Annotated in this window: 13 protein-coding genes; all 13 read left to right on the top strand. The window is 42.6% G+C overall.

The window, feature by feature from the left end:
- The first annotated feature begins 9 nt into the window (after positions 1-9).
- The 13 genes from IKB69_RS04260 to nuoD all read left to right on the top strand — a co-directional run bounded on the left by IKB69_RS04260 (position 10) and on the right by nuoD (position 13448).
- On the top strand, positions 10-1668 hold the full coding sequence (locus IKB69_RS04260; protein ID WP_290946425.1) for a 30S ribosomal protein S1: 1659 nt from the start codon (positions 10-12) through the stop codon (positions 1666-1668).
- A gap of 11 nt (positions 1669-1679) precedes the next feature.
- Positions 1680-2147, top strand: coding sequence for a hypothetical protein (locus IKB69_RS04255; RefSeq protein WP_290946422.1), 468 nt, complete (start codon positions 1680-1682; stop codon positions 2145-2147).
- 11 nt (positions 2148-2158) lie between these two features.
- Positions 2159-3739, top strand: a complete 1581-nt coding sequence (gene serA, locus IKB69_RS04250) for a phosphoglycerate dehydrogenase (protein WP_290946420.1) — start codon at positions 2159-2161, stop codon at positions 3737-3739.
- A gap of 93 nt (positions 3740-3832) precedes the next feature.
- Entirely contained in the window at positions 3833-4534 is a 702-nt protein-coding gene (locus IKB69_RS04245; protein WP_290946416.1) for a chemotaxis protein, read from the top strand.
- A gap of 50 nt (positions 4535-4584) precedes the next feature.
- A complete protein-coding gene (locus IKB69_RS04240; protein WP_290946415.1) occupies positions 4585-5934 on the top strand; it encodes a peptidase U32 family protein in 1350 nt (449 codons plus the stop codon).
- A 230-nt stretch (positions 5935-6164) separates the two neighbouring features.
- Positions 6165-6293 carry a hypothetical protein gene (locus IKB69_RS04235; protein WP_290946413.1) on the top strand — a complete coding sequence of 43 codons (129 nt, stop codon included), beginning with the start codon at positions 6165-6167 and terminating at the stop codon, positions 6291-6293.
- A gap of 32 nt (positions 6294-6325) precedes the next feature.
- Positions 6326-8359 (top strand): TonB-dependent receptor, encoded by a 2034-nt coding sequence (locus IKB69_RS04230; protein WP_290946411.1) that lies wholly within the window; start codon positions 6326-6328, stop codon positions 8357-8359.
- Positions 8360-8481: 122 nt separating this feature from the next.
- The gene (locus IKB69_RS04225) at positions 8482-9153 is read left to right on the top strand and encodes a thiamine phosphate synthase (protein ID WP_290946408.1); all 672 of its coding nucleotides are present in this window, start codon (positions 8482-8484) and stop codon (positions 9151-9153) included.
- 18 nt (positions 9154-9171) lie between these two features.
- Positions 9172-10170, top strand: a complete 999-nt coding sequence (locus IKB69_RS04220; protein WP_290946406.1) for a ferritin-like domain-containing protein — start codon at positions 9172-9174, stop codon at positions 10168-10170.
- Between the two features lie 176 nt (positions 10171-10346).
- The gene (locus IKB69_RS04215; RefSeq protein WP_290946404.1) at positions 10347-10832 is read left to right on the top strand and encodes an NAD(P)H-quinone oxidoreductase subunit 3; all 486 of its coding nucleotides are present in this window, start codon (positions 10347-10349) and stop codon (positions 10830-10832) included.
- Positions 10814-11320 carry an NADH-quinone oxidoreductase subunit B gene (locus IKB69_RS04210; RefSeq protein ID WP_023930734.1) on the top strand — a complete coding sequence of 169 codons (507 nt, stop codon included), beginning with the start codon at positions 10814-10816 and terminating at the stop codon, positions 11318-11320. Before IKB69_RS04215 ends, IKB69_RS04210 begins: the two co-directional genes overlap by 19 nt.
- Before the next feature lie 29 nt (positions 11321-11349).
- Complete coding sequence (locus tag IKB69_RS04205; protein ID WP_290946399.1) at positions 11350-12204, top strand: NADH-quinone oxidoreductase subunit C; 855 nt, start codon at positions 11350-11352, stop codon at positions 12202-12204.
- Positions 12204-13448: an NADH dehydrogenase (quinone) subunit D gene (nuoD, locus tag IKB69_RS04200; RefSeq protein ID WP_290946397.1), complete on the top strand. Its 1245-nt coding sequence runs from the start codon at positions 12204-12206 to the stop codon at positions 13446-13448. Before IKB69_RS04205 ends, nuoD begins: the two co-directional genes overlap by 1 nt.
- The last annotated feature ends 17 nt before the right edge of the window (positions 13449-13465 follow it).

The raw sequence follows: 13465 nt of genomic DNA, 5'->3' as shown, positions 1-13465 counted from the left end.
CAAATGACAATGTTGAAAGTTTTGGATGATACAGAGGATAATGGCGAGTTCGCAAGAATGCTCGCAGAAAGAGAGAAGCAAGAAGAGCTAGGGCAGGTGAAAATAGGCAAGGTAATTGCTATTCACGACAATGGCTTACTTGTTGATGTGGGCGAGAAGATAGAGGGGTTTTTAGGGTTAGCAGAGGTTGCTGATGAGAGAGGGAAAATCCCCTTTAATGTGGGTGATGAAATTATCGTGTTCGTATCCTCTGGGAAGGGTGAGCGACCTAGTGTGTCGCACAAAAAGGCAATTAAGCTTGCTAATGTCGAGCGGAAAATCAAAGAGCTAGGTAGTGATTTCAAAGATAAGGTCGTTGAGGGCAAGATCGTTCGCAAGAATAAAGGTGGTTATGTGTTAGAAGCTGATGGGGTGGATTACTTTATGCCTCGTGCTGCTGCCGCACTTAAAGATTCTGCCAAAAACATTGGACAAAGGATCAAGGCTTGCATTATTGATGTGCGTCCAGATGAGCGCTCCATCATTGTATCTCGTAAAAGATTTTTTGAAATTGATGATGCAAGACAGGCAGAAGGTGTGAAAAAGCTTTTAGGAGAAGAGGGTAAGGTTTTTGAAGGAGTTGTCAAAAGCATCACAAGCTTTGGGATGTTTGTGGAAGTTGATGGAGTTAAGGGGCTTGTGCATTACACAGAGATTAGCCATAAAGGTCCTGTCAATACTGCAAAGCTCTATAAAGAAGATGATCGTGTATCTCTTAAGGTCGTAGGTTATGATGAAGAGAAGAAGCGATTGTCTTTCTCTATCAAGGCTGTTACGCAAGATCCTTGGCAAGAAGTACAAAAAGAGTTGAAAAAGGGCTATACAATTAAGGTTGTTGTCAGTAATATTGAAGCGTATGGTGCGTTTGTAGATATTGGCAATGATATGGAAGGCTTCTTGCATATTTCTGAGCTTTCTTGGGATAAGAATATTAAACATCCGAGCGATATTGTGAAAGTTGGTGATGAGATTGATGTCGAAGTGATTGAAATTAACCCTGCTAATCGCAGACTGCGTGTATCCTTAAAGAATCTTTTAGAAAAGCCTTTTGATAACTTTATGAAAACCTATAAGCTTAATGATGTTGTAAAGGGCAAGGTTGCTACCTTGACAGATTTTGGCGCATTTATTAGCCTAGGACAGGTTGATGGACTACTACATAATGAAGATGCTTTTTGGGAGAAGGGTAATAAGTGCAAAGATGCTTTTAAGGTTGGACAAGAGCTTGAGGTAAGAATCGTCAAAATCGATAGTGCTAATCAAAGAATCTCCCTTAGCAGGCGTACCCTTGAGGAGTCCCCAGCAGAAGTGTTTAGCAAGACACATAAAGTCGATGATATTGTCAAGGGCAAGGTGATAGATAGCAAAGATTTTGGTGTGTTTATTGAAGTTGATGGTGTTGATGCGCTTATTCGTAATGAAGATTTATACCCCTTAAAAAAGGAAGAAATAGAGATTGGTAGTGAGATTGAAGGTGTGATTGTTGCTATTGATAAGCAAAATAACCGCGTGCGTATATCTGTAAGGCGACTAGAGCGACAGAAGCAAAAAGAAGAAATCCGCGCAATCAATAGCACTGATAAAATGACGCTTGGAGACAAATTGAAAGATAAAATCCAACGCTCATAAATTGGGGCTATATGAAAACAAGGACCATCTTTATTGTCTTGCTTGTGAGTGTGTTTGTGGGGGGTAGCTTTGGGTGGCTACTCTACTATAAGACACAAGTTGGGGCTAGGCAAGTTGATGTTGAGTTCGCAACGGAAGCTCCGGTTGCGTTAGCACCAAATCTCACAAAAGACAATTGGCTTGATAATCTTAAAAATTTTAATAAAGCCTATTCTTATCCGGCGCATGAGTTTGATATTTTTGTGGATTTTGTTGATCCAGACATTCAGGCTATTCCGCAAAAGATTTTTATTGCGGCAGTAGATCAGTATTTGTTTTTCTGCTTAAATGAGCTCTTTAAGCAAAAGAATATTGAGTTTGCTTATAGTAAAAATAGCAACTCCATTGACCTAATTGTCTATATCCCTAAAGAATACCTAAAGGCGCAGCAGCTTATAAAAGAGTTGCAATACTATGAAGTGCCATACACCTATCAATAAGGAGACGCCCAATGTATAAAATAGCCGTGTGCGATCATATACATCAAAAAGGTTTGGATATGCTCGCATCCCAAAGCGACATAGTTTTGCTAAATTTAGCAGATTTGCCCAAAGATGAGTTGCTGCAGGCACTGCAAGAAGTCGATGTTGCTATTACCCGTAGCTCTACACCAGTTAAAGAAAAGTTTTTATCAGCTGTGCCGAGTCTTAAGGCAGTGGTGCGCGCTGGCGTGGGTGTGGATAATGTAGATATAGATGGTTGCTCAAAACAAGGAATTGTGGTGATGAATATCCCCACGGCTAATACCATCGCTGCCGTAGAGCTTACAATGACACATATATTAAGTGCTATACGCAATTTCCCCAGTGCAAATGCTCAGCTCAAAAATGAGCGAAAGTGGAAAAGGGAGGATTGGTATGGCACAGAGCTTAAGGGCAAAAAAGTAGGAGTAATTGGCTTTGGCAATATTGGCTCTAGGGTTGGTATCCGTTGCAAGGCTTTTGAAGCAGAAGTTTTGACATACGATCCATATATCCTGCCATCTAAGGCGATCAATGCTGGGGTATCGTATGTGAAAGATTTTGATAAAATTTTGTCGTGCGATATTATCACAATTCATACCCCAAAAAATGCAGAAACCACAAATATGATCACCGCTAAAGAGCTAGCAAAGATGAAAGATGGAGTGATTTTGATTAATTGTGCGCGGGGTGGGCTATACAATGAGGATGATTTATATCAAAGCTTACAGAGTGGTAAGGTGCGCTGGGCTGGGATTGATGTGTTTGATAAAGAACCCGGGACAAGCTGCAAGCTTTTAGATTTACCAAATGTCTATGTTACCCCACATATTGGCGCAAATACACTAGAATCACAAGAAGAAATTGCCAAGCAAGCTGCACAAGTTGCTATGGAGGCAGCGCGCGGTATCGCCTACCCTAATGCGCTCAATCTCCCAACAAGCACCACCCAGCTTCCCGACTTTGCTAGTCATTATATGGAGCTTACGCAAAAGCTAGGCTTTCTTTGCTCGCAGTTGGATAAAAGCGTGCTTACCTCCATTAAAATTACTGCACAAGGTGAAATTAGCAACCATATAGATTCTCTTGAGACTTATGCGATTGTTGGTGTTTTAAAACCATCTCTTGGCGATAAAATCAACTATGTAAATGCACCTTTTCTTGCCAAGGAGAGAGGGATAGAAATCGTCAAAGAAGCAAGCGAGAGCTCAAAGTCTTATAAAAATCTCATCACTCTCACCGCCTATACAAATAACGGCAGCCTAAGTGTATCCGGGACGGTCTTTGATGACAATATTATCCGCCTAAGTGCAATTAATGAATTTGAAGTATTGATTGAACCAAAGGGAAGAATGTTACTTTTCAAAAACACTGATGTGCCCGGTGTTATAGGAAATGTTGGACAGATTCTAGGCAAGCATAAAATCAATATTGCAGATTTTCGACTTGCTCGCAATGCTAAAAATGAAGCGCTTGCAGTGATCTTGGTGGATAATGCAGTCTCTAGCGAAGTGCTACAAGAGCTTGCGCAAGTAGAAGCCTGCATTTCTCTACATATGGTAGTTATCTAGTATGGTGGCAGTTTATAGTGTGCTTAAATCATATAAAATTAAACTTCCGTGGTGTATAATCATACCATTTTTGAATCGGTGTAAGGATGTGCGATGACGCAAGAAGAGCTAGATGCATTGATGAGCGAGGGAGATTCTGGCTTGCAGAGTATTGATATGCCAGAATCTAGTGAAGAGTCAGTAGGGATGACTGATGAGATTGCTGTTAAAGATGGGTTTGACCCTGACAATTTCCGTGTCCAAGCCTCAAGACACTGGCCACCACCTCCACCGACAGAAGACCACAAAGTCGTCCATCAGCTTGATGAAGTAACAAAAGATACAGAAGTTAAAGGTACGCAGATCTTTGACCAGCTTGAGATTATGGGCGATAGTGCGGGTAAGATTCAAAAACAAGCCAAAAGTCTTAAACAATACCTTGAAACACAAGAAGAGCTTTTCTCCAAGCTTTGTGTGGCGTTTCCACATATCCAAAGTTTTCAGAATGCTTTAGAATCTACACAATCAGTCAAAGATAATATCAAAGGGATTTTAAGTGCTTCAGATGAGATTAATGACGCATCTATGCAGGCTATGGACTTAATGCAGTATCAAGATATTCATCGGCAAAAAATTGAACGCGTTATCAATGTAATGCGTGCGTTGGCTCAATATATGAACTCACTCTTTGAGGGCAAGATAGATGATAGTAAGCGCGTGAGTTCGGCAGTATTTATCGCTGGGGACAATAAAGATGATGTGGCAAATGAAGAGGATATTGAGGCGTTGATTGCTTCATTTGGTGCGAAGCAATAGTGTTTGCCACGCTTACACCATAGAATTATTATTTTTTATGAGACATTATTATGCAGCATAGTACAGAGTGTATATCCAAAAAGGTGCAACTTCTCTCCCCTGCTGGGAATTTACATAAGCTAAAAATCGCCCTTGCTTATGGGGCGGATGCGGTATATGGTGGGGTTAGCCACTTCTCACTACGCACAAGAGCGGGAAAGGAGTTTAGCTATGAAGACTTTGCTAAAGGCGTGGAATACGCTCATAAGCTAGGTAAAAAGGTATTTGTTACCATTAATGGCTTTCCTTTTAATTCTCAACTTAAACTCTTAGAATCTCACATCGCTAAAATGGCTGATTTATCCCCTGATGCGTTTATTGTAGCAGCTCCCGGGGTGGTGCGCTTAAGCAAGAAAATAGCCCCGCAAATCCCTATCCACCTATCCACTCAAGCCAATGTCCTAAATGTGCTTGATGCAGAAGTTTTCTATGAAATGGGAGTGAAGCGCATAGTCGCGGCACGCGAGATAAGTCTAAAAGATGCAATAGAGATTAAAAAGCATTTGCCGGACTTAGAGATTGAGATTTTTATACACGGTAGTATGTGCTTTGCCTTTTCTGGGCGATGTCTTATCTCTGCATTGCAAAGTGGGCGCGTGCCAAACCGCGGAAGCTGTGCGAATGACTGCCGATTTGATTATGAATATTTTGTGCGAAATGTGGAGAACGATGAACTTGTGAAATTTGATGGCAAGGAATTTTATGTCAAAAACCCTGATAATGGCGTGATGATGAGACTAGAAGAGGAAGAGGGCTTGGGGACGCATATCTTTAACTCTAAGGACTTGAATCTAAGCGGACATATTAAGGAGATTTTAGATTCTGGGGCGATTGATGCGTTAAAGATTGAAGGTAGAACAAAGTCAAATTATTATGCAGGGATTACTGCTAGGGCATATCGTGCAGCCATTGATAGCTATTATAGTGGCGCAAGTAGCGAAGTGGATTCTAGCTTTTATATCAATGAGTTGCAAACACTTAAAAATCGTGGCTTTACTGATGGCTACATTGTGCATCGCCCTTATGAAAAGCTTAACACCCAAAATCATCAAACTGCTATAAGCGAGGGAAGCTATCAAGTCAATGCTGAAGTTGATGAAAGCGGGGAGTGGGCCGTATGTAAGCATACTATAAGAGTGGGGGAGACAAAGGAGATTGTTATGCCTTTTGGCAAAAATGTGGAATGTGGCACAAGTGATTTGGGAGAGATATTTATAGAAAATGGCGTGCAGTATATGCGATTTGATAGAATCTGCCTAGCAGATAATAAAGAGCTAGATTCTATCCATAGCGGCAATGTCAATGCTTTTAAACTCGCCTTGCCCTTGCCACCTTTTAGCTTCTTACGAGAAAAGCTTTAGCATAAAAGCTTTGGAGACTCTTACCCACTTTTAGCACCCACACTGCGTGTATTCTGCTTGATTCTACCCAAGCCACTTGTATAGCCCTACCTAGTTTTCTTGCTTAAATTCTGGCACACACTAGAGTTAATATTTGGATATAGAATTTAAAATAAGTTTAATTATTATTAAATTATAATAACGCGTTTCATTTTTGAAGCAACCAATTTTTATGAGATAGAGGAGAATTTATGAAAACACTCTCGTTACTTTTGGTGAGCATTATTACCGCTCCTTTACCTGTACTTAGTGATACCATTGTCGCTGATCAGGATTCTATGCAAAAGCGCAAAAATGTAGAAGGGGGGGGACATCTATAAACAACGATAGCGCGCCTAGCAAGGTAGCTAATGTGGTAGAGACAAAAAGTCTTGATGAGCAGGTCGTAACCGCTACTGGATATGGGCAAACTATCAAAGAAGCTCCAGCTAGCATTAGTATAATCGACAGAGAAGAGATTCTAACGCGACCTATTCGCGATCTTGGTGATGCGGTGCAAGATGTCCCCGGGGTTTATGTCGAGCAGGATAAAACAGGGCAAAACACCATCACTATGCGCGGACTTGGCTCGGCATACACGCTTATTTTGATCGATGGCAAGAGGCAAAACACCACGCGTGGCTTTGTGCAAAACGGATTTGGGAATCAAACCTCCTTTATACCACCACCTTCGATGATAGAAAAAATAGAAGTAGTCCGCGGTCCTGCCTCTATCATTTATGGAAGCGATGCGATGGGTGGGGTTATCAATATCATCACCAAGAAGCACACCAGTAAGCTTGCAAGCGGAGTTCAGTTAGAATCTAAAATGTTTGAGCCAGGTAGTGAGTGGGGCAACGCCTATGGTGCAAACGCCTATATCAACACCCCGCTCATTAAAGATAAGCTTTCTCTAAATTTGCGTGCTTCAGGGCGGTTTAATGAAGCTAATAAATTTCTAAGACCTTCTTGGGTAACATCAAACAATAATAATAACCCCTATGCTACACACTCTTCCACAGGCTCGCACAACTTTAACGGAGGCTTTAGACTCAACTATACGCCTACAAAACGCGACTATATCTACTTAGATTCTGAAGTTTATAATGGTCGTCTTGGCTCGCTTAATACTTCTAGTCGAGCGATAACTTCTATTCAAGAGCTTTTTAAGGTCAATTCCGTGCTAAACCACGAGGGGGATTATGAGTGGGGGAAGCTCTCTAGCTATGTGCAGCACTCTCTCAATCTTATAGCCCCGCACGCTAATGTCCCTGTTGGTGGGAATCGGGGCGGGTATATCAATTGGGCAAATGAGCGCATAGCCCAAACTGCGATCGCCCAAAGCGTTTATACACATAACTTTGACCTAGAAGATTATGGTGTGATCACCTTTAATGGCGGTGTTTTCTACCATTATGAGAATTTAGTTGGGACAATTTCTTCAAGGTGGAGGAATATGCACCAAAATCAAGCTGCTGCTTTTGCTGAGGGGAGCTATCTTATCAACCAATACATTAACGCCACGCTTGGTGTGCGCTTTAATTATAGTGATAGATTCTTCAACACGCTAAACCCACGCTTTTATGTCAATTACAATCCTACTAGGTGGCTTACCTTTAAAACCGGGGTCGCAAGTGGGATGCTAGTCCCCACGCTTTTGCAGAGCATTGATGGGGTGGTTAGCACAGATACCAGTAACGGCAGCACTACTACTTATGGTAACCCAAACCTAAGACCAGAGCAAAGCTGGAATTATGAGCTAAGTGCTATTATTGATACCAATCCAGCGATGTTTATCTTAACGGGCTACTACACAGATTTTAACAACCAAATCGAAACTCTAAGCATAACAGGCGCAAGTAATACACAAATCCCCGGGATTAACCAAATTTGCGCTAGTGGTACTTGTAACACCTATCGCAATATCGAGCGATCGCTTGTGACGGGCTTAGAGTTTGGCGCGAAAATTAAGCCGTGGTATGGGGTATCCCTTGATGCAAATTATAGCTACACCTACACACAAGCCCTAAGTGGCGCAAGCAAAGGCGAGCCGATTAACTCCATCCCGCGCCATAGCTTCACCCTAACGCCCAAATACCAATGGCGAGATTTTAGTATCTATGTGCGCTGGAGTGGGAAGTTTGAAACACCCACACCTTTTGCAGGGGCTAACTCGCGCACCAATGTAAGACAAATTGTAGGCAAATACTACAAAGACTATCAGATCGTTGATGTAGCAGCTACTTATAAATTCGCTAAGCACTACGCACTAACTTTTGCAGTAAATAATCTCTTTGATGTGTATTTTATGGATTATGCTGCAGGTAGCAACAACTCCGCGCAAAACAGATACCAAAGAATCTTACCAAGTAGAAACTATTGGCTAAGCTTGCGTGCAGATTTTTAAGCCCTAGCTTTAGCTAGGTAGATCTAATACCAAAGTGCAAGCTAGATTCTAGCTTTAGATTTGGCTGTGTAGAAGTCTTTGCTACAATACAGAGTCTAAAGCCTTAATGTGTAAGGATATATATGGGATCTAGCTTGTGTGGTATTTATGCGATTTCTAATGAGTTAGTAACACCCTACGAGATTCTGCCATTATGCGTAGAATCTGCACTTAAAGCAGGGGTGAAAATTTTCCAACTACGCGATAAAACCCATAGTGATGAGTGGCTCTACCCCTATGCCAAAGAGCTTTTAGAGCTATGTGAGCACTATGGCGCACTCTTTGTGCTAAATGATAGGTTAGAACTAGCACTAAAGCTTAATGCCAAAGCTTTGCATATTGGTAGAGATGATGCCAGCTCTCAAAGCGCTCTCTCTCGCGTGCGTCAAAGATTTAAAGGGATTTTAGGAGTCTCAAGCTATGGGGATTTGCAAAGGGCAAAATTCCTAGAATCTATGGGTGTGGATTATGTGGCGTTTGGAGCGTTTTTCCCATCATCAACTAAGCCAAATGCCCCGCGTGCGTCGCTAGAGATTCTAGCTCGGGCTAAAGCTGAGCTAACTCTCCCAATTTGTGCAATTGGTGGGATTAGCACTAGTAATATCCAGCTGCTAAAAATCGCCGATATGCACGCAGTGATAGGATCTCTATGGGGTGGAGGTCTGCTAGATTCTAGCCTTAAAGGCTTACAGTCCTACACAGAATTTATTGCACATAATGTCAAGGCATTACAAAATGCGCTAGAGTATCACTAAGTGTTTTAAGGATTGAGTGTGCAGGAGTTTTTCACTAGGTTAGGGTGTGTGCTAGCTACTAAAGATATGCGATCAAAGCATTTGTTGTTCTTGGATTTGTATGAAGACTTTTTATCCCATAGGCTAACAATTGCACACCACTTACCCATAGAATCCATCGCGCCCTATACTTGCGCCCCCATAAAGCCCGCGCGCCTCATTAAGCAAGGCAAGCTAGAATCTAGTAGCGGATTTGCTAGAGCATTGCACGCAATCGCCCATATAGAATACAGTGCAGTAACGCTAGCACTAGATTCTGCTTATAGGTTTCGCCACCTGCCATACGAGTATTATGCAGATTGGCTAGGAGTGGCAGAAGAAGAGTTTAGGCACTTTTTTCTCCTAGATGGTTTGCTTGGGGAGTTTGGAGCGCGGTATGGGGACTTTGCTGTGCATAGTAATCTCTATATGGCAAGTTTTGAGACTAATGCAAGCTTACTTTATCGTATGGGTGTGGTGCATAGGGGGCTTGAAGCGCGTGGGCTTGATGCCAACCCTTTTGTCTCGCGCAAGTTTGCTGCCTCTAAGCACCCAATGTTTGGCAAAATCGATGAAGTGTTGCAGTGTATCTTGCGTGATGAAATAGGGCATGTAAGCAAGGGGGATCGCTGGTGGAAATTCGCACTTTGCAGTGCTTTATCATCTCGCCACCAAGCTGTGGAATCTACCTTGCCAGCGCGCATAGCAGAATCTATACGAGCAGATGTGCAGGTACTTTTGCGCTATGGGCAGTTAGATTCTAGGGTAAGCAAGATATGGGAAGAGTTTGTGCCTACGCAAGAGCAAGAGAATGGGCTAGGGCACACTCAAGTGACTAGTGACATAAGCGAGCAAGTGTTTTTAGCATTGTGTGCAAAATTTACAAGCTTTAATCTATGTGGCAAGACCCCAAATACCAAAGCACGACTGCAATGTGGCTTTAGCGAGCGTGAGATTAGGCAGCTGGAGAGATTTTATGCAAAGGCGTTTGCCTACTAGAATCTAGGAAAAGCTTATAGCTAGGGTGTATGACTCTCTAGGGCTAGGATTTTGTTTGCTCCAAATTACATAAAAGTTAAGATTCTATTAAACTTTTTCGGTTTAAAATTTAATTTCATTTAGCTATGCATAGAGATACCCTAGCATTACTTACCTACCTTGATACAAGGAGTAATATGTCTGCCTTAGATTCTGTAGAGCAACTACAAGAGTTTGCGCCAGAGCTTGTGGGCGTAAAATATTTTGCTAGCACGCAAGCTTCATCGGTATTTACTGATCACGCGTATTTTGGGGTGTTTGTTTTATTTGTGTTAAGCTTTGTTGCGTTTAACTATACACTTAAAATCCAGCGATTTATCTCCCGCAAGCTTGCTAGAAAAAACAATGAAAAGCTAAAGATGGCACCTTATGAGTGTGGACCCGTGCCAATCAAGCAGCCAGCCAAAATTTCTCACCATTTTTTCATCATCGCGCTTTTGTTTGTGCTATTTGATATTGAAGTGGTGTTTATGATCCCTTGGGCTGTAGTGTATAAGAGTTTTGTCGCAAGTGGGCTAGGATTGTTTGTGTTTGTTGAGATGGTAAGCTTTGTCCTACTGCTTGTTGTGGGACTGACTTATGCGTGGAAGAAGGGGGCATTGCGATGGCAGAATATGGAGTAAAAGACTTGCAGGCTATGGGTGTGCCTGTTGCACTTGGCACATTGGATAAACTACTAAATTGGGGGCGGAGCAACTCGCTTTGGCCTATGACTTATGGACTAGCGTGTTGTGCAATAGAGATGATGGCAACTGGTGGGAGTCGCTTTGACTTTGACCGATTTGGCACGATTTTCCGTGCTTCTCCTAGACAGAGTGATGTGATGATTATTGCAGGCACTTTGACCAAAAAGCACGCAGAATTTACGCGGCGACTTTATGACCAAATGCCCGAGCCAAAATGGGTGATTTCTATGGGGAGTTGTGCAAATACAGGCGGTATGTTTAATACCTACTCCACCGTGCAGGGGGTAGATAGGATTATCCCCGTGGATATTTATTTGCCCGGTTGCGCACCTCGCCCAGAGACCTTGCAATACGCACTTCTAGTCTTGCAGCGCAAAATCCGCTCTAGCAAAGCATTGCCACCGAAGGCAAAGCGGATCATATAGGCTAGATTTTAGAGAGTTAAGGAGAGAGTATGTCTAGTGAAAATACCCAAAATCCCCAGCAGGATTATGACTATCTCTTGCCATCTACTACCCATGCTCCCGTAAAACCAGAGCATTCGGCGCATATTGATGTGCAAAGAAAGCCCACACATACACCTAGATTCTATCAGCCTATAGAGACAATAAAGCTGCCCATACAAGGGAGCGCGTGGGAGGTTATCTACAATCATCTAGCCTATAGTTTTAGGATTGATAGGGTGTATGTCGAGCTTGGAGTAGCAGTGTTTTGGGTGTGTAAAGATGATATTGTAGGGGTATTAACAAAGCTTAAAAGCCTAGGCTATGAAGTGCTTAGCGAGATGAGTGCAGTTGATATGCTCGCTAAAGACAATCGCTTTGAGATGTTCTATCAGTTGCATTCTGTACAAGAAGGCTTTGATGATAAGCGGCGTGTGCGTGTAAAATGCTACCTTGGTGAAAATGAGCAAATGGACTCTATTTCTTCGATTTTTTCTCTGGCTTTGTGGAGCGAGCGAGAGGCGTATGATATGCTTGGCATAAGGTTTGTCAATCACCCAAACCTTACCCGTCTGCTTATGCCAAAGGATTGGGTGGGGCATCCCCTGCGTCGCTCTTACCCTTTGCAGGGCGATGAATATGCTGCTTGGTATGAGATTGATAAAATCTTTGGCAAGGAGTATAGAGAAGTGATAGGAGCAGAGCAGCGCGATAGTGCGCGTGTAGATCCTAATGATGCGCGTAGCTTCTCTAAGCTTGATGCAATTGGAGAGGAGAGTGAAGGGCTCTATATGGATGCTTCTAAGGCTCTTTTTGTCAAAGACATTGCTAGGGCGAAAAAAATTCGCCTTGAAAGAAGGAAATAATGGGACAAAACTACACGCGTTTAAAACCGCAGTTTGAAAACATACATTTTGAGCGCGATGACAACACAATGGTGCTAAATTTTGGACCGCAACACCCATCAACGCACGGGCAGCTACGATTGGTGTTAGAGCTAGATGGTGAGAGAGTAAAAAGAGCTACCCCAGAGATTGGTTACTTGCATAGAGGCATAGAAAAGCTTGCAGAGAATATGATCTATAATGAATTTATGCCTACAACTGATAGGCTTGATTATATTTCTGCTATTGGAAATAACTATGCATTTGCGCTTGGGGTGGAGCGACTACTTGGCATACAAGTCCCACGCAAAGCTCAAGTGATACGCACGACACTCTTAGAGCTTAATCGCATCATCTCCCATATCTTTTTTATCGCTGTGCATGCTATGGATGTGGGTGCGCTATCGATGTTTTTATACGCGTTTAAGACGCGTGAGTATGGGCTGGATTTGATAGAGGATTATTGCGGTGCTAGGCTTACGCATAATGCTATTCGTATAGGTGGTGTCCCGCTAGATTTCCCAAGTGGCTGGCTAGAGAATTTGGAGCAGTTTTTACAAGAAGCAAGCAAAAGTGTGGATTTGTTTGAGGGTTTGCTTGATGAAAATCGCATTTGGAAAATGCGCCTTGAAGGTGTGGGAGCGGTCTCTCAAGAGATGGCAAAGTCGTGGGGGCTTAGTGGGATTATGCTACGCGCTACGGGCATTGCCTATGATATTCGTAAGGAAGAGCCCTATGAGCTTTATAATGAACTAGATTTTGCTGTGCCTATTGGGCATTATGGGGATAGTTATGATCGCTATCGACTCTATATGCTTGAGATTAGAGAGTCTATTAAGCTATTGCACCAGCTCATTGCGCTTTATCCAAGTAGTAATACCACTAGCACAGGAGATGACCTTATGGCGCGTGCCCCAGAGTATATCTCTGCACCAAAAGAAGAGATTATGACGCAAAATTACTCGCTTATGCAGCATTTTGTGCTAGTTACTCAAGGTATGCGCCCGCCAAAGGGTGAAGTTTATGTTCCTACAGAGTCTCCGCGTGGTGAGCTTGGATTTTTTATCCACTCGCTTGGGGAGGCATACCCCCAGAGAATGAAAATCAAAACTCCAAGCTTTGCGCATACAGCGATTTTACAAGAAATGCTTACAGGCGCATATATTGCTGACATTGTTACAATTGTGGGCTCGTGCAATGCTATTTTTGGTGAGGTGGATCGATGAGTTTATACATCTCTTGT

The organism is Helicobacter sp. (assembly GCF_017502485.1).
In the GTDB taxonomy this organism is placed as follows: Bacteria; Campylobacterota; Campylobacteria; order Campylobacterales; family Helicobacteraceae; genus Helicobacter_B.
This window is presented reverse-complemented; position numbering and strand designations above follow the sequence as displayed.